Genomic DNA, 21,631 nt, shown 5'->3' with positions numbered 1-21,631 from the left:
ATGACTTTCCTGAGACCGGGCGAATCCACGCCCGGAGCGGAGGCGACCATTTCCATCGACGGGGACAGAACAGAGGTCGAGGCCAGGGAGCCTTCGCTGCACCGGCGCATCCTCGATGATGTCGAGGGCAAGATCCTGTCGGGCGAATGGCCGCCGGGCCACCGAATCCCCTTCGAGCACGAGCTGACCGAACAGTATCAATGCTCGCGCATGACGGTGAACAAGGCAATCACCGAGCTGGTCAAGCGCGGCCTCATCGAGCGCCGCCGCAAATCGGGCAGCTACGTCACCCATCCGCACGCCCAGTCCGCGGTTCTCGAAATCCACGATATCCGGCTTGAAGTCGAATCGCTCGGGCTTCCCTATCGCTACGAGCGCCGCACGCGCCTCGACCGCGCGGCCAAGGCCGTCGACCGCCGGCTGATGGAGCTTTCCGATTCTGCCCGGCTGACGGATATCTCGGCGCTTCACTTTGCCGGCGCGCAGCCCTTCTGCCTGGAAGATCGCCTCATCAACCTCGAAGCCGTGCCCGAGGCCTCCGGAGAGACGTTCGAGGATGTCGCCCCCGGCGCCTGGCTGATCAGCCGCGTCCCCTGGAGCGCCGCCGAGCACCGCATCCGCGCCGTCGGCGCCGATGTCCGCGCCGCCGAACTTCTGGCCATCGCGCCCGGCACGCCCTGCCTCGTCGTGGAACGCCGCACCTGGAGCGGTGGCCTTTACATTACCCATGTGCGTCTGACCTATCCCGGCGAAAAGCACGAACTCGTCGCCGAATTCGCCCCGACGCATCCCAAGCAGGTCGTCTGAACTCCGAGGGTGGACGGATACCCTCCGCTCTGTCACAAGGGATTCCAGAACGCGACTGCCGATAGTTTTAGATCGGGGTCGGGCGACCGATTGACGTCACGTCGCTGCCGCGAGATCACGCTGGCCGTTCTGATTTCACCATTTCGACCCTGCCGGATCCCGAATCCGGCTAGACGCCCGCAGGATCGCCCGCCATGACCAAGAAGCCCAAACTGGAGCATTCCGAGCTTTCGGGAGAATTCACGGAAGACGGCGTCACCGTGCTCGTCGACATCTCCCGCCCCGCCGGCACCCAGAACGACTGGAAGCTGGAGGTCGTCACCCAGAACGAAGACCTCTTCGAATGGGACGAGCCCTTCGCCACCGACCGCGAAGCCTTCGACGAATTCCTGGCCACGATCGCAAGGGACGGCATCCATTCGTTCCTGGAGGACGACGAGGAAGAAGAACCGCCGACAACGCATTGACGCGGCGCCCCGGACCGGCCCGCATAGCCGGGCCGGTTATGGCAGGGAAGGGCAACGCCAGAACGAAAAAAGCCCCGTTTTTACGGGGCCTGCGTGCGAATTCCGGAGGAAGAATGGTGGGCGATGAGAGACTCGAACTCCCGACATCCTCGGTGTAAACGAGGCGCTCTACCAACTGAGCTAATCGCCCGCCGCGTTGGTGGCTGTGATCTATGCGGAACCGGATCGAACCGCAAGAGGCAATCGCAAAGTTTTTTGCATTTTTTTGAACGGCCCCATGAAGATGTGCAAGGGTGTGGAAACATTTCGCGACGCGTCATTCTTTTGTCTTGAAACCTGCTTGACACCCAAACCCGAACCCCGTAGTTAGCCGCTCATCGAACGGCTCAGGCCGCTCGGGACGGATGCTTCGTCATCCGGTCGCTTTCGAGGAATGCGGGTGTAGCTCAGTCGGTTAGAGTGCCGGCCTGTCACGCCGGAGGTCGCGGGTTCGAGCCCCGTCACTCGCGCCACTCGAAGGACCGGACGATCGTTCGGGGCCGCAAGGCCACAAAGATGCGCGGGTGTAGCTCAGTCGGTTAGAGTGCCGGCCTGTCACGCCGGAGGTCGCGGGTTCGAGCCCCGTCACTCGCGCCATTTCTTTCCTTTCAGGCCATTGTCGTCGTTTCCTCATGCATCGCATGAGGCACATTTTCGTGGAAATTCTTCCCGTCGCGCCGAATGTTTCTGGCCGCCTTCCCGTCTTCGTATAGCTTGCCGAGCGAAGAGAGGGGATTTGCATGCGTAATGTCACCATGGCCTTGACGGGCCTTGCCGCGCTCGTGGCGCTCAGCATCCTGTTCGGTTCGTGGTACACCATCGACCAGGGCGAGCGCGGGGTCATCCTGCGCTACGGCGCCGTCGCCGGCACCGCGGAGCCGGGCCTCGGCTTCAAGCTGCCGCTGATCGATTCGGTCGTGCGAATCTCCGTTCAGTCCAAGGCCGTCGTCTACGAGAAGATGGAAGCCTATAGCCGCGACCAGCAGCCGGCCGATATTCGGCTTTCCGTGAACTACCGCATCCCGGCCGATCGCGTGCAGGACGTCTACGCGACCTATGGCGGCGAGGACGGGCTGATGTCGCGCCTCATCGAGCGCAAGGTCTTCGAGGAGACGAAGACGGTCTTCGGCCGCTTCAATGCGGTGACGGCCATCCAGGAGCGCGGGCGCCTCAATGCCGAGGTCGCGACGGCGATCCAGGAAGGCGTTTCCGGCCCCGTCATCATAGATAGCGTGCAGATCGAGAACATCGACTTCTCCGATGCCTACGAGGCGAGCATCGAGCAGCGCATGCTGGCGGAGGTCGAGGTGCAGCGCCTGCGCCAGAACGCCGAGCGCGAGAAGGTGCAGGCGGAGATCACCGTGACGCAGGCGCGGGCCCAGGCCGACGCCCGCCGCGCCGAAGCGCAGGCCCAGGCCGACGCCGTGCGGCTGGCCGCGCAGGCCGAAGCGGAAGCGATCAAGCTGCGCGGGGAGGCGGAAGCCGGCGCCATCAAGCTGCGCGGCGATGCGCTGCGCGACAATCCCGGCCTCGTCTCGCTGACGCAGGCGGAAAAATGGGACGGACAACTGCCGCGCACCATGCTGCCGGGCGGCTCGATCCCCATGCTCAATCTCAATGCGAACTAAGGGAAGGGCGGGGCCGCGGCGGGCTTTTCCGCCGCGCCTGCGGCGAAACGTCCCGCGCTCCGCCTTTCATCGAATCGTAACGATTTAAAAAGGCCCGTCCCCGGCCTTCGGAGCGACAGGGAAAAGAACACAATGATTGCGGCGAAAGCCGGACAAAGCCTTGCGCGGGGACGCTCACTGCGCTAACGACGTGGCGTTGCAACATACTTTATCGGCTTGCAGGTCTTCGACCATCAGGCGTCTCTCCGGCGCCACGAGCAGGCAGGATGGACGCCAATGACTGAACTTCTCGGTTCCTATATCCCGATCGCCATCTTCATCGGTATCGCACTCGTGATCGGCATTGCCTTGCTGGTCGCGCCGTTCGCCGTCGCATACAAGGCCCCCGATTCGGAAAAGCTCTCCGCTTACGAGTGCGGCTTCAATGCGTTCGATGATGCGCGCATGAAATTCGATATCCGCTTCTATCTGGTGTCGATCCTCTTCATCATCTTCGACCTGGAAGTCGCCTTCCTCTTCCCCTGGGCCGTTTCGTTCGGCGACATGGGCTGGTTCGGCTTCTGGTCCATGATGGTCTTCCTCGGTGTCCTGACCATCGGCTTCATCTATGAATGGAAGAAGGGAGCACTCGAATGGGAGTAGCTCATACGAACAACACGCTCGTCGCGCCGCAGCCCAAGGGGATCATCGATCCCAACACGGGAAAGCCCGTCGGCAGCAACGATGCCTTCTTCGGCGAGATCAACAACGAGCTCGCCGACAAGGGCTTTCTTGTCACCTCCACGGATGAACTCATCACCTGGGCCCGTACCGGCTCGCTGATGTGGATGACCTTTGGCCTGGCGTGCTGCGCCGTCGAGATGATGCAGCTCTCGATGCCGCGCTACGACGTCGAGCGCTTCGGCTTCGCGCCGCGCGCCTCGCCGCGCCAGTCGGACGTCATGATCGTCGCCGGCACGCTGACCAACAAGATGGCCCCCGCGCTCCGCAAGGTCTACGACCAGATGCCCGAGCCGCGCTACGTCATCTCGATGGGCTCCTGCGCGAACGGCGGCGGCTACTATCACTATTCCTATTCGGTGGTGCGCGGCTGTGACCGCGTGGTGCCGGTCGACATCTATGTACCAGGCTGTCCTCCCACGGCGGAAGCGCTCCTCTACGGCGTGCTCCTGCTGCAGAAGAAGATCCGCCGGACCGGTACGATCGAACGTTAAGGGCAGGGGACTGACACGATGAGCGAAGCCCTCCAGGAGCTTTCCTCCCATATCGGCGAAGCGGCCGGCGGTCTCGTCGCCTCCGCCGATATCGCCTTTGGCGAACTCACCCTGAAGACGGACGGCGCCCGCGTCGTCGAGCTTCTGACCTTCCTGCGCGACGACGTGCAGTGCGGCTTCGTCAACCTCGTCGACATCTGCGGCGTGGACTGGCCGGCCCGCGCCGAGCGCTTCGACGTGGTCTATCACCTTCTGTCGCCGCGCCAGAACCTGCGCATCCGCGTCAAGGTCGCGACGGGCGAGGACCAGCCGGTTCCGTCGGCCTGCCCGGTCTATCCGGGCGCCGACTGGTTCGAGCGCGAAGCCTACGACATGTACGGCATCCTCTTCACCGGCCATCCGGACCTGCGCCGCATCCTCACCGACTACGGTTTCGAGGGGCACCCGCTGCGCAAGGACTTCCCGACGACCGGCTTCGTGGAAGTGCGTTATGACGACGAGGTCAAGCGTGTCGTGTACGAGCCTGTCGAACTGAAGCAGGAATTCCGCAACTTCGACTTCCTCTCTCCCTGGGAAGGCACGGATTACGTGCTGCCGGGCGACGAGAAGGCGAAGACGAACTGATTTTGGGTCGGGCGACCCGCTAGGGCGCCGGCCTCTGGAGCAAGCGGCATGAACGAGCACAACGTTCGCAACTTCAACATCAACTTCGGCCCGCAGCACCCTGCGGCGCATGGGGTTCTGCGTCTTGTCCTCGAGCTCGACGGCGAAATCGTCGAGCGCGTCGACCCGCATATCGGCCTGCTGCATCGCGGCACCGAGAAGCTGATCGAGACGAAGACCTACCTTCAGGCCGTGCCCTATTTCGACCGCCTCGACTACGTGGCGCCGATGAACCAGGAGCATGCCTTCGCGCTCGCCGTCGAGAAGCTGACCGGCACCGAGGTTCCGATCCGCGGCCAGCTCATCCGCGTGCTCTATTCCGAGATCGGCCGTATCCTTTCGCACCTCCTCAACGTGACGACCCAGGCCATGGACGTCGGCGCGCTGACGCCGCCGCTCTGGGGCTTCGAGGAGCGCGAGAAGCTGATGGTGTTCTACGAGCGTGCCTGCGGCGCGCGCATGCACTCGGCCTATATCCGCCCGGGCGGCGTCCACCAGGACCTGCCGCACGAACTGGTGGAAGACATCGGCAAGTGGATCGATCCGTTCCTGAAGACCGTCGACGACATCGACGAGCTGCTGACCGGCAACCGCATCTTCAAGCAGCGTAACGTCGATATCGGCGTCGTAAAGCTGGAAGATTGCTGGGCCTGGGGCTTCTCGGGCGTGATGGTGCGCGGTTCGGGCGCGGCGTGGGACCTGCGTCGCTCGCAGCCCTACGAATGCTATTCCGACCTCGACTTCGACATCCCGATCGGCAAGAACGGCGACTGCTACGACCGTTACGTCATCCGCATGATCGAAATGCGCGAAGCTGCCAAGATCATGCGCCAGTGCGTCGACCGTCTGCTCGGCGACGCCAAGGTCGGCCCGGTCTCCTCCATCGACGGCAAGATGGTTCCGCCGAAGCGCGGCCAGATGAAGCGTTCGATGGAAGCGCTGATCCACCACTTCAAGCTCTACACGGAAGGCTACCATGTGCCGGCCGGTGAAGTGTATGCGGCCGTGGAAGCGCCGAAGGGCGAGTTCGGCGTCTATGTCGTCGCCGACGGCACCAACAAGCCCTACCGCTGCAAGATCCGCGCCCCGGGTTATGCCCACCTGCAGGCCATGGACTTCATCTGTCGCGGCCACCAGCTCGCCGACGTCTCGGCGATCCTGGGTTCCCTCGACATCGTGTTCGGCGAGGTTGACCGCTGATGCCGAACGCAGCCCTTGCCGTGACCGCCGCGATCCCGACCGCCGCCGCCTTCGCGAAGGCCGGTGTTCGGGCGCATGCGTCCGCAGGCTGTGCTTTCGTATTCCTTCAGAACGACACGCCGGCCCACGGCCGCGCTTCCGCCGACAAGGCGGGAACGCGGCGCCGGCAGATTAACTGAGACAAGGCGTTACAGAATGTCCGTTCGTCGACTAGCCGATGACAATGTCCAGCCCGCCAGCTTCGCCTTCTCCAAGGAGAATGCGGCCTGGGCCAAGGCCACGATCAACAAGTATCCGAAGGGCCGCCAGCAATCGGCGGTCATTCCGCTGCTGATGCGGGCGCAGGAACAGGACGGCTGGGTCACCAAGGCGGCCATCGAATATGTCGCCGACATGCTCGACATGGCCTATATCCGCGTGCTCGAGGTCGCGACCTTCTACACGCAGTTCCAGCTGCTGCCGGTCGGCACGCGCGCCCATGTCCAGGTTTGCGGCACGACGCCCTGCATGCTGCGCGGCGCGGAAGACCTGATCAATGTCTGCAAGAAGCGCATCCACGCAGAGCCCTTCCATCTCAACGAGAGCGGCACGCTTTCCTGGGAAGAGGTCGAGTGTCAGGGCGCCTGCGTCAACGCGCCGATGATCATGATCTTCAAGGACAGCTATGAAGACCTGACGCCGACGCAGCTTGAGCACATCATCGACCGCTTCGACGCCGGCAAGGGCGCCGACGTCAAGCCGGGCACGCAGATCGACCGCATCTATTCGGCTCCTGCCGGTGGCCTCACCAGCCTGAACGAGCCGGAAGCGGCTGCGAAGAAGACCACGACGCGCGCCAAGAAGGTCGACGAGGACAGCGTCAGCGTTCCCCCGTCGAACGCCGCCCGCGCCAAGACGGACGCCGACGAGACCGACCCGAAGCTGAAGACGCCCGCGACCGCCAGGAAGGAAGCCGCCGCCAATGCCGAGGCAAAAGGCGAGACGCGCGCCGAAGGCGGCGACGCAGCGGCCAGGCAGCCGCTCGCGGCCGCCGTCAAGCCGTCGCTGGAGGACAAGAACCGTCCGGCCGGCATGGAACGCCCGGCGACGCCCGACGACCTCAAGCTCATCTCCGGCGTCGGCCCGAAGATCGAGGGCATCCTGCACGAGCTCGGCATCTTCACCTTCGCGCAAGTCGCGTCCTGGAAGAAGGCGGAGCGCGAGTGGGTCGATCTCTATCTGAATTTCAAGGGCCGCATCGAGCGCGACGACTGGGTCAAGCAGGCCAAGGCGCTCGCCAAGGGCGGTGAAGCGGAATACATCCGCGTCTTCGGCAAGAAGCCGCGGTAAAGGGGTGAATCATGCTTAAAGACCAGGATCGCATCTTCACCAATATCTACGGCACCAAAGACAAGTCGCTGAAGGGCGCCATGGCTCGCGGCCATTGGGACGGCACCAAGCAGCTGCTCGAAAAGGGCCGTGACTGGATCATCAACGAGGTCAAGGCCTCGGGCCTGCGCGGTCGTGGCGGCGCCGGCTTCCCGACCGGCCTCAAGTGGTCCTTCATGCCGAAGGAGAGCGACGGCCGTCCGCATTACCTCGTCGTCAATGCCGACGAATCCGAGCCCGGCACCTGCAAGGATCGCGATATCCTGCGCCACGATCCGCACACGCTGATCGAAGGGTGCGTCGTCGCCTCCTTCGCCATGGGTGCGCATGCGGCCTATATCTACGTGCGTGGCGAGTTCATCCGCGAGCGTGAAGCGCTCCAGGCTGCCATCGACGAGTGCTACGATGCGGGCCTGCTCGGCAAGAACAACAAGCTCGGCTACGATATCGACATCTACGTTCACCACGGCGCCGGCGCCTACATCTGCGGTGAAGAGACCGCGCTGCTCGAAAGCCTCGAAGGCAAGAAGGGCCAGCCGCGCCTCAAGCCGCCGTTCCCGGCGAATATGGGCCTCTACGGCTGCCCGACGACCGTCAACAACGTCGAGTCCATCGCCGTTACGCCGACGATCCTGCGCCGCGGCGCAAGCTGGTTCTCCAGCTTCGGCCGCCCGAACAATGTCGGCACCAAGCTTTTCATGATGTCCGGCCACGTCAACAAGCCGTGCACGGTCGAGGAGAGCATGGGCATCTCCTTCCGCGAAATGGTCGAGAAGCACGGCGGCGGCATCCGCGGCGGCTGGGACAACCTGCTCGCCGTCATCCCGGGCGGTGCGTCGTGCCCGGTCGTCAAGGCCGAGGACATGATGAATGTCACGCTCGACTTCGACGGCCTGCGCGAGGTGAAGTCCTCCTTCGGCACCGGCGGCATGATCATCATGGATCGCTCGACCGACATCATCAAGGCGATCTGGCGCATCTCGGCCTTCTTCAAGCACGAGAGCTGCGGCCAGTGCACGCCCTGCCGCGAAGGCACCGGCTGGATGATGCGCGTCATGGAGCGCATGGTGCGCGGCAACGCGCAGAAGCGCGAGATCGACATGCTCTTCGACGTGACGAAGCAGATCGAAGGCCACACGATCTGCGCGCTCGGCGACGCCGCGGCCTGGCCGATCCAGGGCCTCATCCGCAACTTCCGCCCCGAGATCGAGGCGCGCATCGACCAGTACACCGCCAATGCCATGGCGCATGGCGCGGTGCTGGAAGCCGCGGAGTAGGACGATGACGAAGCCGGTTGGACAGGATGCGAATGCGACCCACGTCCCGCCGGCTGAAGCTGCCGGCGACGATCCGTTCGGGCTGTCGCCGTGGCTGAAGCAGATGCCGGACATGCCGCTGCATCCGCTGATGGCGCATCCGATGGCGGCGATGGCCGCCACGACCGCGATCGGCTTCGGCATTGCGGGCCAGATGGCCGGGGCGATGCTGGGCGTGATGCAGAGCGCGGCGGAGCGGACGAAGGCGATGCTGGACGAGGCGGCGGAACTTACCGCCAAGGCCGAAGCCGCGAAAGAGACGGCGGCGCCCGTGAAGGCGAAGCCGGAACTGCGGATGGTTCCGAAGGCGGAACCGGAGATGAAGGTGGCGCGCGAGAAGAGCGCGACGCCGAAGACGGCGGAAGCCAAACCGGCGCGCAGGGCGCCGGCGGGGAAAGCCGGGAAGGCCGATGACCTGAAGGCGATTTCGGGCATCGGGCCGAAGCTGGAGCAGGTGCTGAACGGCATGGGGCTCAAGCGTTACGCCGACATCGCGGCCCTGACGGACGCGGATGTCGCAAGGATCGAAGCCGAACTCGGTCTCGGCGGGCGCATCGCCCGCGACGGCTGGGTGGAGCAGGCAAGGACGCTGGCGAAGGGCAGGGGCTAGGCCCGCCGGAACCGGCAGATGGAACAAAGGCCGAAGGGAAGGGCGAAGGCCCGGAACGGAAGCCGGAGAATGGCGCTGGCAGGACGCGGGATTCCCCGCGTCAGAAGCGGGATTGAGATATGGCAAAGCTGATAGTCGACGGAAAAGAAATTGAAGTCCCGGATCACTTCACGCTGCTTCAGGCGTGCGAGGAGGCGGGTGCCGAAGTTCCGCGCTTCTGTTTCCACGAGCGGCTGTCGGTTGCCGGCAACTGCCGCATGTGCCTCGTCGAGGTGAAGGGCGGCCCGCCGAAGCCGGCTGCTTCCTGCGCCATGGGCGTGCGCGACCTGCGTCCCGGCCCGAACGGCGAGCCGCCGGAAGTCTTCACGACCACGCCGATGGTCAAGAAGGCGCGCGAAGGCGTGATGGAATTCCTGCTCATCAACCACCCGCTGGATTGCCCGATCTGCGACCAGGGCGGCGAATGCGACCTGCAGGACCAGGCGATGGCTTTCGGCATCGACAGTTCGCGCTATGCCGAGAACAAGCGCGCGGTCGAGGACAAGTATATCGGCCCGCTCGTCAAGACGGTCATGAACCGCTGCATCCACTGCACGCGCTGCGTCCGCTTCACGACGGAAGTCGCCGGCATCACCGAGCTTGGCCTGATCGGCCGTGGCGAGGATGCCGAGATCACCACCTATCTCGAGCAGGCGATGACGTCGGAGCTTCAGGGCAACGTGGTCGACCTCTGCCCGGTCGGCGCGCTGACCTCCAAGCCCTTCGCTTTCACGGCCCGCCCGTGGGAACTGAACAAGACGGAATCCATCGACGTCATGGACGCGGTCGGCTCGGCCATCCGCGTCGATACGCGCGGCCGCGAAGTCATGCGCATCCTGCCGCGCGTCAATGAAGAGATCAACGAAGAGTGGATCTCCGACAAGACCCGCTACATCTGGGATGGCCTGAAGACCCAGCGTCTCGACCGGCCCTATGTCCGCAAGGATGGCCGTCTCCAGCCGGCAAGCTGGGCGGAAGCCTTCGGCGCCGTCAAGGCCGCCGTTGCCGGCAAGGCGGGCGACCGCATCGGCGCCATCGCTGGCGACCTCGCCTCCGTCGAGGAAATCTATGCGCTGCGCGAATTGATGACCGCGCTCGGCTCGAAGAACGTCGACTGCCGCCAGGACGGTTCGGTGCTCGACCCGTCGCTCGGCCGGGCCAGCTACCTCTTCAACCCGACCATCGAAGGCATCGAGCAGGCTGACGCGCTGCTGATCGTCGGCTCCAATCCGCGCCTGGAAGCGGCCGTGCTCAACGCCCGCATCCGCAAGCGCTGGCGCATGGACAACTTCCCGATCGGCGTGATCGGCGAAGAGGGCGAACTGCGTTACGGCTACGAATATCTCGGCGCCGGCACGGACACGCTCTCCGGCCTCATCGACGGTTCGGTCAAGTTCGCCGCCAAGCTCAAGAAGGCCGAGCGTCCGATGATCATCGTCGGCCAGGGCGCGCTGTCGCGCGCCGATGGCCTTGCCGTTCTCTCGGCCGTCTCTGCGCTCGCGGAAAAGGTCGGTGCGGTGAAAGCGGACTGGAACGGCCTCGCCGTCCTCCATACGGCGGCCTCGCGCGTCGGCGGCCTCGACCTGGGCTTCGTGCCGGGCGAGGGCGGCAAGACGGCAGCCGACATGCTGACGGGCACGGACGTGCTCTTCCTGCTCGGCGCGGACGAGATGGACTTCTCCAGGAAGACCGCCTTCACGGTCTATATCGGCTCGCACGGCGACAACGCGGCGCATGTCGCCGACGTCATCCTGCCGGGCGCGACCTACACCGAGAAGTCGGGCACCTGGGTCAACACCGAAGGCCGCGTCCAGATGGGCAATCGCGCCGGCTTCGCGCCGGGCGACGCCCGCGAGGACTGGGCGATCCTGCGCGCGCTTTCCGACGTGCTCGGCAAGAAGCTGCCCTTCGATTCGCTCGCCGAGCTGCGCGCGAAGCTCTATGCGGCGCATCCGCATTTCGCCGCGATCGACGAGATTGCAGCCGGCGATATCGCCGATCTCTCCGCCCTTGCGAAAAAAGGCGGGACGATGGCGAATTCCGGGTTTGCGTCTCCGGTCAAAGACTTCTATTTGACGAACCCGATAGCGCGCGCCTCCGCGGTCATGGCCGAATGCTCGGCTCTGGCCCGCAACAATTTCAAAGTCGCGGCGGAATGAGCGCGAAGGGATAAAGCATTATGGACGCTTTCATTTCGACCTATGTCTGGCCTGGCGTGATCATCGTGGCCCAGTCGCTGCTGCTTCTGGTGCTGCTCCTGGTCTCCATCGCCTTCATCCTGCTGGCCGACCGCAAGATCTGGGCTGCCGTGCAGCTTCGCCGCGGCCCGAACGTCGTCGGTCCCTTCGGCCTGCTGCAGTCCTTCGCCGACCTTCTGAAGTTCGTCTTCAAGGAGCCGGTGATCCCGGCCAGCGCCAACAAGGCGATCTTCCTGCTCGCCCCGCTCGTCTCCGTGACGCTGGCGCTCGCCACCTGGGCGGTCGTGCCGGTCAACGACGGCTGGATGATCGCCAACATCAATGTCGGCATCCTTTACATCTTCGCGATCTCCTCGCTCGAAGTGTACGGCATCATCATGGGCGGCTGGGCTTCGAACTCGAAGTACCCGTTCCTCGGCGCGCTGCGCTCGGCCGCGCAGATGGTGTCCTACGAAGTCTCCATCGGCTTCGTCATCGTCACCGTCCTGCTCTGCGTCGGCTCGCTGAACCTGTCCGACATCGTCAATGCCCAGCATGACGGCCTCGGCACGCGCCTCGGCCTGCCGCCGTCCTTCCTCGACTGGCACTGGCTGGCGCTGTTCCCGATGTTCGTGGTGTTCTTCATCTCGGCGCTCGCCGAGACGAACCGCCCGCCCTTCGACCTTCCCGAAGCCGAATCCGAACTCGTCGCCGGCTTCATGGTCGAATATGGCTCGACCCCGTACATGATGTTCATGCTCGGCGAATATGCCGCCATCTGCCTGATGTGCGCCCTGACGACGATCCTCTTCCTCGGCGGCTGGCTGCCCCCGGTGGACGTCTGGTTCCTCAACTGGGTCCCGGGCATCGTCTGGTTCGTTCTGAAGGCGCTCTTCGTCTTTTTCATGTTCGCGATGGTGAAGGCCTTCGTGCCGCGCTACCGCTACGACCAGCTCATGCGTCTCGGCTGGAAGGTCTTCCTCCCGATCTCGCTCGCCATGGTCGTCATCGTTGCATTCGTGCTGAAGCTCACGGGCTGGTCCGCATGACCGCCCGGGATTTCAGCAGCATTGGAGCTTAAGCATGGCTAGTCTTTCGCAAGCCGTAAATTCGCTGTTCCTCAAGGAATTCGTCGGCGCGTTCTTCCTGTCGATGCGCTACTTCTTCCGCGCCAAGGCGACGGTGAACTATCCCTTCGAGAAGGGCCCGGTCTCCCCGCGCTTCCGCGGCGAGCATGCGCTGCGCCGCTATCCGAACGGCGAGGAACGCTGCATCGCCTGCAAGCTGTGCGAGGCCATCTGTCCTGCCCAGGCCATCACCATCGAGGCGGGTCCCCGCCGCAACGACGGCACGCGCCGCACGGTGCGCTACGACATCGACATGGTGAAGTGCATCTATTGCGGTTTCTGCCAGGAAGCCTGCCCGGTCGACGCCATCGTCGAAGGTCCGAACTTCGAGTTCTCGACCGAGACGCGCGAAGAGCTCTACTACGACAAGCAGAAGCTCCTCGATAATGGCGACCGCTGGGAGCGGGAGATCGCCCGCAACATCGCTATGGACTCGCCTTACCGCTGATACGCAGCGGAAAGGCAAAACGAAAGCACGTGCCTGACGAAGGGTCGTCAGGCTTCGACGGGGGAGGGGGAACCTTCTCCGGGGAAGACGAAAAGGCACCAAAATGGGTCTTCAGGCTCTATTCTTCTATCTGTTCGCCTTCGTGGCGGTGGCGTCCGCCTTCATGGTGATCGCGTCCAGGAACCCGGTCTATTCCGTGCTGTTCCTGATCCTCACCTTCTTCAATTCGGCGGGCCTGTTCCTTTTGACGGGTGCCGAGTTCCTGGCGATGATCCTCCTTGTCGTCTATGTCGGCGCCGTCGCGGTCCTCTTCCTCTTCGTCGTGATGATGCTCGACATCGACTTTGCCGAGCTGCGCGCGGGCGCGCTTGAATATGCTCCCGTCGGCGCGCTGATCGGCATCGTCCTGGCGATCGAGCTGCTGGTGGTCGCCGGCGGCTGGGTCCTGTCGCCGGAGCTTGCCAAGACCGTCTCGATGCCGATCCCGCCGATCGCCGAGCGTACCAACACCGCCGCCCTCGGCGACGTGCTCTATACGCATTACGTCTACTACTTCCAGATCGCCGGCCTCGTGCTGCTGGTCGCGATGATCGGCGCGATCGTGCTGACGCTGCGCCACAAGCCGCACATCAAGCGCCAGAACATCTCGCAGCAGGTCGCCCGCTCGCCGGAAACCGCCGTCGAGGTGGTCAAGGTGAAGCCGGGGCAGGGTATCTGAGGCCGCGCGGACAAGGAAAAGCATCATGGAAATCGGTATTTCCCACTATCTCACCGTCAGCGCCATCCTCTTCATCCTCGGCGTTTTCGGCATCTTCCTGAACCGGAAGAACGTCATCGTCATCCTGATGTCGATCGAACTCATCCTGCTTTCGGTCAACATCAACATGGTGGCGTTCTCGCACTTCCTGAACGACATCGTCGGCCAGGTCTTCGCGTTGTTCATTCTGACCGTCGCGGCTGCGGAAGCGGCCATCGGTCTTGCAATTCTCGTCGTCTTCTACCGTAACCGCGGTTCGATCGCCGTCGAAGACGTCAATATGATGAAGGGCTGATCGGGTCATGGATACCATCATCAAGGCAATCGTCTTCCTTCCGCTGATCGGCTTCCTGATCGCCGGCCTCGGCGGCAACGCCATCGGCGCCAAGGCGTCCGAATACGTTACGTCCGGCTTCATGATCATTGCGGCCGTCCTGTCCTGGATCGTCTTCTTCGACGTCGCCATGGGCGAGACGGAAATGATCAAGGTGAGCGTGCTGACCTGGATCCAGTCCGGCAGCTTCGATGTCGAATGGGCCTTCCGCGTCGATACGCTGACGGCCGTCATGCTCGTGGTCGTGAACACGGTCTCGACGCTCGTGCATGTCTATTCCATCGGCTACATGCACCACGACCCGCACCGGCCGCGTTTCTTCGCCTATCTCTCGCTCTTCACCTTCGCCATGCTCATGCTGGTGACGTCGGACAACCTGCTGCAGATGTTCTTCGGCTGGGAAGGCGTGGGCCTGGCGTCCTACCTCTTGATCGGCTTCTGGTACAAGAAGCCCTCGGCAAGCGCCGCCGCCATGAAGGCCTTCATCGTCAACCGCGTCGGCGACTTCGGCTTCGCGCTCGGCATCTTCTCGGTCTTCGTGCTCTTCGGCTCGATCAACTTCGAGACGATCTTCGCGACCGCCGCGACCTACCTTCCGGCCGAAGGCGCCGCGGATGCCGCCGAGCCGGTCATCAACCTCTTCGGCATGAGCCTCGACAAGTCGCAGGCGCTGACCGCCACCTGCCTGCTGCTCTTCATGGGCGCGATGGGCAAGTCGGCGCAGTTCCTGCTGCACACCTGGCTGCCGGACGCCATGGAAGGCCCGACCCCGGTCTCGGCCCTCATCCATGCCGCCACCATGGTCACCGCCGGCGTCTTCCTCGTCGCCCGCATGTCGCCGATCTTCGAACTCTCGCACAACGCCCTGATGGTCGTGACGCTCATTGGCGCCATCACCGCCTTCTTCGCGGCGACCGTCGGCCTCGTGCAGAACGACATCAAGCGCGTCATCGCCTATTCGACCTGCTCGCAGCTCGGCTACATGTTCGTGGCGCTCGGCATCGGCGCCTATGGCGCGGCCGTCTTCCACCTCTTCACGCACGCCTTCTTCAAGGCTCTCCTGTTCCTCGGCGCCGGCTCGGTCATCCATGCCGTCGACGGCGAGCAGGACATGCGCTACATGGGCGGCCTGAGGAAGCACATCCCGATCACCTTCTGGATGATGACGATCGGCACGCTGGCGCTGACGGGCGTCGGCATTCCCGGCACCGTTATCGGCTTCGCGGGCTTCTTCTCGAAGGATGCGATCATCGAGAGCACCTTCGCCTCGCACAGCCCGATCGCCGGCTTCGCCTTCGTGCTGCTGGTTATCGCCGCGCTCTTCACGAGCTTCTACTCCTGGCGCCTGGCCTTCATGACCTTCTTCGGCAAGCCGCGCGCTTCCGCCGACGTCATGCACCACGTCCACGAGTCGCCGGCCGTCATGCTGGTTCCGCTCTTCATCCTCGGCGCGGGCGCGATCTTCGCCGGCTGGCTCTTCGTGGAATATTTCTACGGCCACCACTACGACGAGTTCTGGCAGGGCGCGCTCTTCACGGGTGCCGAAAACCACCTCGTGCACGAGTTCCACAACGTCCCGCTCTGGGTGAAGTGGAGCCCGTTCGCCGCCATGGCCATCGGCTTCGTCACCGCCTGGTACATGTACATCCGTTCGCCGGAAACCCCGAAATACCTCGCCGAGCAGCACCGCGGTCTCTACCAGTTCCTGCTCAACAAGTGGTACTTCGATGAGCTCTACGACGCCATCTTCGTCCGTCCGGCGAAGGCGCTCGGCAAGTTCCTCTGGAAGAAGGGTGACGGCACCGTCATCGACGGCTTCGGCCCGAACGGCATCGCCGCCCGCGTCGTCGACGTCACCAACCGCGTCGTCCGCCTCCAGACCGGTTACCTCTATCACTACGCATTCGCGATGCTGCTCGGTATTGCGGCACTCGTCACATGGATGATGCTCGGGAGTTCCCTCTGATGACCGATTGGCCCATTCTTTCAGCGGTCACCTTCCTCCCGCTCGTCGGCGTGGCGCTCCTGCTGCTGACCCGCGAGGACAGCCCGTACGGCCGCCGCAACATTCTCAACGTGGCGCTGCTGACGACGGTCTTCACCTTCGTCCTCTCGCTCTTCATCTGGGTCGGCTTCGATTATTCGAACCCCGGCTTCCAGATGGTCGAGAAGCATGAATGGCTCGGCACCGGCATTTCCTACCATCTCGGCATCGACGGCATCTCCATGCTGTTCGTCATCCTGTCGACCTTCCTGATGCCGTTCTGCGTGCTTGCAAGCTGGAACACCATCGAGAAGCGCCTGAAGGAATACATGATCGCCTTCCTGCTTCTGGAAGTGTTCATGGTCGGTGTCTTCGTCTCGCTCGACATCGTTCTCTTCTACGTCTTCTTCGAAGCGGGCCTCATCCCGATGTTCATCATCATCGGCGTGTGGGGCGGCAAGGATCGCGTCTACGCATCCTACAAGTTCTTCCTCTATACGCTGCTCGGCTCGGTGCTGATGCTGCTCGCCATCATGGCGATGTACTGGCAGGCCGGCACGACCGACATCACGGAACTGCTCGCCTATAACTTCCCGGCCCATATGCAGACTTGGCTATGGCTCGCCTTCTTCGCCTCCTTCGCGGTGAAGATGCCGATGTGGCCGGTCCATACCTGGCTTCCCGACGCGCACGTTCAGGCGCCGACGGCGGGCTCGGTCATCCTGGCCGGCGTCCTCCTGAAGCTCGGCGGCTACGGCTTCATCCGCTTCTCGCTGGCCATGTTCCCGCTTGCCTCCGACTATTTCGCGCCCTTCGTCTTCGCACTGTCGGTCATCGCCATCATCTACACCTCGCTGGTCGCGATGATGCAGGACGACATCAAGAAGCTGATTGCCTATTCGTCGGTCGCCCACATGGGCTACGTCACCATGGGCATCTTCGCGGCGAACGCACAGGGTCTCCAGGGCGCCATCTTCCAGATGCTCTCGCACGGCATCGTCTCCGGCGCGCTCTTCCTCTGCGTCGGCGTCGTCTACGACCGGCTGCATACCCGCGAGATCTCCGCCTATGGCGGCCTCGTCAACAACATGCCGAAATACGCCGTCGCCTTCATGGTCTTCACCATGGCCAATGTCGGCCTGCCGGGCACCTCGGGCTTCGTCGGCGAAATCATGACCCTGCTCGGCGCCTTCCGCGCCAATACCTGGGTCGCGTTCTTCGCCACGACGGGCGTCATCCTCTCGGCCTCCTACGCGCTGTGGCTCTACCGCCGCGTGATCTTCGGTGCGCTCGAGAAGGAAAGCCTGAAGTCGCTGCTCGACCTGTCGGGCCGCGAGAAGCTGCTGCTCTATCCGCTCGTGATCCTGACGATCTTCTTCGGCGTCTATCCGGCTCCGGTGTTCAATGTGACGGCGGCCTCGGTCGACGCGCTTCTCAACCAATATTCCGCGGCTCTGCAGGCGGCGCAGCAATCCGTTGCGCTCCTGGCGAACTGACGACGGGACCCAAGACATGACTGCTGATACAATCCTTGCCAGCCTTCAGCTCTCGACGCCGGAGATCATCCTCGCCGTCGGCGGCCTGGTCCTGCTGATGATCGGTGTCTTCTCGGGCGAACGGTCGGGAACGACCGTGACCGGGCTCGCCGTCGCGGTTCTTATCATCGCCGGCCTCTGGCTGGTGCTGGCGACGGGCGAGGGGCAGGCCTATGGCGGTGCCTTCGTCTCCGACGCCTTCGCCAAGTTCATGAAGGTGCTGGCGCTGATCGGCTCCATCACCGCCATGGTGATGACTGTCGGCCATGCCCGCTCCGAGCAGCTCGACCGCTTCGAGTTTCCGGTGCTGATCGTGCTCTCGACGCTCGGCATGCTGCTGATGCTCTCGGCCAACAGCCTGCTGTCGCTCTACCTCGCGCTCGAACTCCAGTCGCTCGCCCTCTACGTGGTCGCCGCGATCAACCGCGAGAGCCTGCGCTCGACGGAAGCCGGCCTGAAGTATTTCGTGCTCGGCGCGCTTTCCTCGGGCATGCTGCTCTACGGCATGTCGCTGGTCTACGGCTTCACCGGCCATATCGGCTTCCAGGAGATCGCCGCGGCCCTGACAGCGGAAGGCCGTTCGATCGGCCTCGTCTTCGGCCTCGTGTTCATCCTTGCCGGCCTTGCCTTCAAGATCTCGGCCGTGCCGTTCCACATGTGGACGCCGGACGTCTATGAAGGTGCGCCGACTCCGGTCACGGCCTTCTTCGCGGCCGCCCCGAAGGTCGCCGCCATGGGCATGCTGGTTCGCATCGTCATCGACGCTTTCGAGCCGGTCGTTGCCGACTGGCAGCAGGTCGTGGTCTTCATCTCGATCGCCTCGATGCTTCTCGGCTCGTTCGCGGCCATCGGCCAGCGCAACATCAAGCGCCTGATGGCCTATTCCTCGATCGGCCACATGGGCTACGCGCTCGTCGGCCTTGCCTCCGGCTCCATGGCCGGCGTGCGCGGCGTGGCGCTCTACATGCTCATCTACATGGTCATGACGCTCGGCACTTTCGCCTGCATCCTCGCCATGCGCCGCAAGGAAGGCGGCAATGTCGAGGAGATCAACGATCTGGCGGGCCTGTCCTCGACCAATCCGTTCATGGCGACGGCGATGACGATCATGATGTTCTCGCTGGCCGGCATTCCGCCGCTGGCGGGCTTCTTCGCCAAGTACTTCGTCTTCATGGCGGCCATCGAGGCGCAGCTCTATGCGCTCGCCATCATCGGCGTGCTCTCCTCGGTCGTCGGCGCCTACTATTACCTGCGCGTCATCAAGGTGATGTGGTTCGACGATCCGACCGGCGAATTCGCCCGCACCTCGGGCGAACTGAAGCTGGTCTTCGGCCTCGCCGGCCTCTTCGTGCTCGGTTATGTGCTGATCGGCGGGCCGATCGGCAATGCGGCCGAAGCTGCGGCGCGGACCTTCTTTTGAGCGGGTCCGATAGTCCTCGCCGGTTGTCGCTCGACGACTTCCGGCACGAGGCGCTCGCAGAAGTGGGCTCCACCAATACGGAATGCCTGGAGCGCGCCCGAAAGGGCGCGCTTTCCGGTCTCTGGATCACCGCCGGCCGGCAGACCGTCGGGCGTGGCAGGCGCGGGCGCGCCTGGTTTTCCGAGCCCGGCAATCTCTATGCCTCGCTGCTCTTGATCGATCCCGCGCCGATGGACCGCCTCGGCTCCCTGCCGCTCGCCGTTGCCGTCGCCGTGCAGGATGCCGTCCGCCGCATTATGCCGCCCGACGCGCCCGATGTGCTGGTCAAATGGCCGAATGACATCCTGATCGACCGGCGCAAGGTCTGCGGCATCCTCGTCGAGGGCGAGCCGCTGCCCGATGGCCGCCATGCCCTGGTGATCGGCATTGGCATCAATGTCGCTATCGCGCCGGATGCCGGGCTCTATCCGGTCGCGACGCTGCGCGATTTTGGTGCCTCCGCCGCGCCCGAGGAACTCTTCGCCTGGCTCTTCCAGTCCATGGCGGAAACGCTCTCGCTCTGGAACCGCGGGCGCGGCATTGCGGGCATCATGGAGCGCTGGAAACAGGTCGCCGGCGGCATCGGGGAAAACATAACCGTGAATCTCCCCGACCATTCTATTTCCGGGCGCTTTGCCGGAATTGATGATACAGGTCTCCTGAAACTGGAGACGGATGACGACGGCACGCGCCTGATCGCGGCCGGCGACGTATTTTTTGGATAGGATTTTTTGAACCCGATGGCAAAAGAAGACGAACTGGTGTTCCTGCCGCTTGGCGGCGTCGGCGAAATCGGCATGAACCTCGCGCTCTACGGCTACGGCCCGAAGACGAACCGCCAGTGGATCATGGTCGATTGCGGCGTCACCTTCCCGGGGCCGGACCTGCCGGGCGTCGACCTCGTTCTGCCCGATATCCGCTTCCTCGCCGAGGAGCGCAAGAACCTCAAGGGCATTATCATCACCCACGCCCACGAGGACCATTACGGCGCGCTGAACGAGCTGTGGCCGGGCCTCAACGTGCCGGTCTATGCCTCGCCCTTCACGGCCGGCATGCTGGAAGCCAAGCGCGACTTCGAGCGCAGCCGCGTCGAGATCCCGGTGACGATCTTCAAGCAGGGCGACAGGATCAATCTCGGCCCGTTCGAGATCGAGGCCATCGGCGTCAACCACTCGATCCCCGAGCCCATGTCGCTGGCGATCAAGACGCCGCTCGGCACCGTCGTCCACACGGGCGACTGGAAGATCGACCTCGAACCCTCGCTCGGGCCGCTGACGGACGAGGCGCGCTTCCGCAAGCTCGGTGACGAGGGCGTTCTGGCGCTGATCTGCGACAGCACCAACGCGGTGCGCGACGGCATCTCGCCCTCCGAGCGCGAGGTTTCCGAGAGCCTGACGAAGATCATCGAAAGCGCCGAGGGCAGGGTGGGTATCACCACCTTCTCCTCGAATGTCGGCCGCATCCGCTCCATCGCGCAGGCCGCGGAAGCCGCCGGCCGCGAGGTGCTGCTGCTCGGCAGTTCCATGAAACGCGTGACGGAGGTGGCGCGCGACATCGGCCTCATGGAGGGCCTGAAGCCCTTCATCGCCGAGGACGAGTTCGGTTATATTCCGCGCGACAAGGTCGTCGTGATCCTGACGGGCAGCCAGGGCGAGCCGCGCGCCGCGCTGGCCAAGATCGCCCGCGACGAGATGCGCAACGTCGCCTTCACCGCAGGCGACACGATCATCTTCTCCTCGCGCGCCATTCCGGGCAACGAGAAGGCGATCAACGACATCAAGAACGGCCTGATCGAGCAGGGCATCCACATCGTCACCGATTCCGAGGCGCTGGTGCATGTCTCCGGCCATCCGCGTCGCCATGAGCTGCAGCAGATGTACGGCTGGGTGCGCCCGAAGATGGTCGTGCCGGTGCATGGCGAGGCCGCGCATCTGACGGCCCATGCCGAGCTTGCCGAGCAGTCCGGTATCGCCGAGGTGCCGCGGGTGCGCAACGGCGACGTGCTGAAGCTCGCCCCCGGCGCGCCCGAGGTCGTCGACCACGCGCCCTTCGGCCGCATCTTCAAGGACGGCAACCTCATCGGCGATTACGAGGAAATGGGCATCGGCGACCGCCGCAAGCTCGCCTTCGTCGGCCACGTCGCCGTCAGCGTCCTGCTCGACAGCCGCTACGACTTCATGGGCGACCCGGAAGTCGAGCCCTTCGGCCTGCCGCAGTTCGACGACGAGGGCGAGGATATGGGCGACACGCTCTACGACGCTGTGCTCGGCGCCGTCGAAAGCATCCCGCGCGCTCGTCGCAAGGATCTGGAAATGGTGCGCGAGGCCGTGCGCCGCGCTGTCCGTTCGACGGCCAACGAGATCTGGGGCAAGAAGCCCGTCGTGACGGTGTTCCTGACGAAGGTCTGATTGCCGCGCAGCCCGTCATCCCGCTGCCGCGACCTTCTCCCGGTAAACGGG

The 21,631-nt window shown here is 64.0% G+C and carries 20 protein-coding genes and 3 tRNA genes; 22 read left to right on the top strand and 1 reads right to left on the bottom strand.

Annotated elements, in window-relative coordinates; genetic code table 11:
• On the top strand, window positions 1-807 hold the full coding sequence (hutC, locus tag DSD28_RS22765) for a histidine utilization repressor (RefSeq protein WP_119258715.1): 807 nt from the start codon (window positions 1-3) through the stop codon (window positions 805-807).
• Window positions 808-1,001: 194 nt separating this feature from the next.
• Window positions 1,002-1,274 carry a hypothetical protein gene (locus DSD28_RS22760; protein WP_119258714.1) on the top strand — a complete coding sequence of 91 codons (273 nt, stop codon included), beginning with the start codon at window positions 1,002-1,004 and terminating at the stop codon, window positions 1,272-1,274.
• Between the two features lie 114 nt (window positions 1,275-1,388).
• On the opposite strand, the gene DSD28_RS22755 is transcribed toward DSD28_RS22760, so the two are convergent.
• Window positions 1,389-1,464: transfer RNA gene (locus tag DSD28_RS22755), tRNA-Val, on the bottom strand.
• 245 nt (window positions 1,465-1,709) lie between these two features.
• Here DSD28_RS22755 and DSD28_RS22750 point away from each other — a divergent pair.
• The 20 genes from DSD28_RS22750 to DSD28_RS22650 all read left to right on the top strand — a co-directional run bounded on the left by DSD28_RS22750 (window position 1,710) and on the right by DSD28_RS22650 (window position 21,580).
• Window positions 1,710-1,786, top strand: a tRNA-Asp gene (locus DSD28_RS22750).
• Between the two features lie 47 nt (window positions 1,787-1,833).
• Window positions 1,834-1,910: transfer RNA gene (locus DSD28_RS22745), tRNA-Asp, on the top strand.
• A 143-nt stretch (window positions 1,911-2,053) separates the two neighbouring features.
• Complete coding sequence (locus DSD28_RS22740; RefSeq protein WP_119258713.1) at window positions 2,054-2,941, top strand: prohibitin family protein; 888 nt, start codon at window positions 2,054-2,056, stop codon at window positions 2,939-2,941.
• 276 nt (window positions 2,942-3,217) lie between these two features.
• Window positions 3,218-3,583 (top strand): NADH-quinone oxidoreductase subunit A, encoded by a 366-nt coding sequence (locus tag DSD28_RS22735; RefSeq protein ID WP_119258712.1) that lies wholly within the window; start codon window positions 3,218-3,220, stop codon window positions 3,581-3,583.
• Window positions 3,574-4,155, top strand: a complete 582-nt coding sequence (locus DSD28_RS22730; protein WP_119258711.1) for a NuoB/complex I 20 kDa subunit family protein — start codon at window positions 3,574-3,576, stop codon at window positions 4,153-4,155. The genes DSD28_RS22735 and DSD28_RS22730 overlap by 10 nt, the downstream gene beginning before the upstream one ends.
• A gap of 18 nt (window positions 4,156-4,173) precedes the next feature.
• Window positions 4,174-4,779, top strand: a complete 606-nt coding sequence (locus DSD28_RS22725; RefSeq protein ID WP_119258710.1) for an NADH-quinone oxidoreductase subunit C — start codon at window positions 4,174-4,176, stop codon at window positions 4,777-4,779.
• Window positions 4,780-4,827: 48 nt separating this feature from the next.
• The gene (locus tag DSD28_RS22720; RefSeq protein WP_064329775.1) at window positions 4,828-6,018 is read left to right on the top strand and encodes an NADH-quinone oxidoreductase subunit D; all 1,191 of its coding nucleotides are present in this window, start codon (window positions 4,828-4,830) and stop codon (window positions 6,016-6,018) included.
• 195 nt (window positions 6,019-6,213) lie between these two features.
• A complete protein-coding gene (locus DSD28_RS22710) occupies window positions 6,214-7,347 on the top strand; it encodes an NADH-quinone oxidoreductase subunit E (protein ID WP_119258708.1) in 1,134 nt (377 codons plus the stop codon).
• 11 nt (window positions 7,348-7,358) lie between these two features.
• A complete protein-coding gene (gene nuoF / locus DSD28_RS22705; RefSeq protein WP_119258707.1) occupies window positions 7,359-8,663 on the top strand; it encodes an NADH-quinone oxidoreductase subunit NuoF in 1,305 nt (434 codons plus the stop codon).
• 4 nt (window positions 8,664-8,667) lie between these two features.
• Window positions 8,668-9,312, top strand: a complete 645-nt coding sequence (locus tag DSD28_RS22700) for an NADH:ubiquinone oxidoreductase (RefSeq protein WP_205536230.1) — start codon at window positions 8,668-8,670, stop codon at window positions 9,310-9,312.
• Between the two features lie 119 nt (window positions 9,313-9,431).
• The gene (gene nuoG / locus DSD28_RS22695; RefSeq protein ID WP_119258706.1) at window positions 9,432-11,510 is read left to right on the top strand and encodes an NADH-quinone oxidoreductase subunit NuoG; all 2,079 of its coding nucleotides are present in this window, start codon (window positions 9,432-9,434) and stop codon (window positions 11,508-11,510) included.
• Window positions 11,511-11,530: 20 nt separating this feature from the next.
• Window positions 11,531-12,577 (top strand): NADH-quinone oxidoreductase subunit NuoH, encoded by a 1,047-nt coding sequence (gene nuoH, locus DSD28_RS22690; protein ID WP_119258705.1) that lies wholly within the window; start codon window positions 11,531-11,533, stop codon window positions 12,575-12,577.
• A gap of 34 nt (window positions 12,578-12,611) precedes the next feature.
• Window positions 12,612-13,103 carry an NADH-quinone oxidoreductase subunit NuoI gene (nuoI, locus tag DSD28_RS22685; protein ID WP_119258704.1) on the top strand — a complete coding sequence of 164 codons (492 nt, stop codon included), beginning with the start codon at window positions 12,612-12,614 and terminating at the stop codon, window positions 13,101-13,103.
• A gap of 103 nt (window positions 13,104-13,206) precedes the next feature.
• Complete coding sequence (locus DSD28_RS22680) at window positions 13,207-13,821, top strand: NADH-quinone oxidoreductase subunit J (RefSeq protein WP_119258703.1); 615 nt, start codon at window positions 13,207-13,209, stop codon at window positions 13,819-13,821.
• 25 nt (window positions 13,822-13,846) lie between these two features.
• On the top strand, window positions 13,847-14,155 hold the full coding sequence (gene nuoK, locus DSD28_RS22675) for an NADH-quinone oxidoreductase subunit NuoK (RefSeq protein ID WP_119258702.1): 309 nt from the start codon (window positions 13,847-13,849) through the stop codon (window positions 14,153-14,155).
• Between the two features lie 7 nt (window positions 14,156-14,162).
• A complete protein-coding gene (gene nuoL / locus DSD28_RS22670) occupies window positions 14,163-16,160 on the top strand; it encodes an NADH-quinone oxidoreductase subunit L (RefSeq protein WP_119258701.1) in 1,998 nt (665 codons plus the stop codon).
• Window positions 16,160-17,674 carry an NADH-quinone oxidoreductase subunit M gene (locus DSD28_RS22665; RefSeq protein WP_119258700.1) on the top strand — a complete coding sequence of 505 codons (1,515 nt, stop codon included), beginning with the start codon at window positions 16,160-16,162 and terminating at the stop codon, window positions 17,672-17,674. Before nuoL ends, DSD28_RS22665 begins: the two co-directional genes overlap by 1 nt.
• 16 nt (window positions 17,675-17,690) lie before the next feature.
• Window positions 17,691-19,133 (top strand): NADH-quinone oxidoreductase subunit NuoN, encoded by a 1,443-nt coding sequence (gene nuoN, locus DSD28_RS22660; RefSeq protein WP_119258699.1) that lies wholly within the window; start codon window positions 17,691-17,693, stop codon window positions 19,131-19,133.
• Complete coding sequence (locus tag DSD28_RS22655; protein WP_119258698.1) at window positions 19,130-19,897, top strand: biotin--[acetyl-CoA-carboxylase] ligase; 768 nt, start codon at window positions 19,130-19,132, stop codon at window positions 19,895-19,897. Before nuoN ends, DSD28_RS22655 begins: the two co-directional genes overlap by 4 nt.
• Before the next feature lie 15 nt (window positions 19,898-19,912).
• Window positions 19,913-21,580: a ribonuclease J gene (locus tag DSD28_RS22650; RefSeq protein WP_119258697.1), complete on the top strand. Its 1,668-nt coding sequence runs from the start codon at window positions 19,913-19,915 to the stop codon at window positions 21,578-21,580.
• Window positions 21,581-21,631: the final 51 nt, after the last annotated feature.

Origin of the sequence: Shinella zoogloeoides, from assembly GCF_003574625.1 — a bacterium.
Classification (GTDB): domain Bacteria; phylum Pseudomonadota; class Alphaproteobacteria; order Rhizobiales; family Rhizobiaceae; genus Shinella; species Shinella zoogloeoides_A.
The sequence above is the reverse complement of the archived record's forward strand: the minus strand, read 5'-3'. Positions and strand labels throughout refer to the sequence as shown.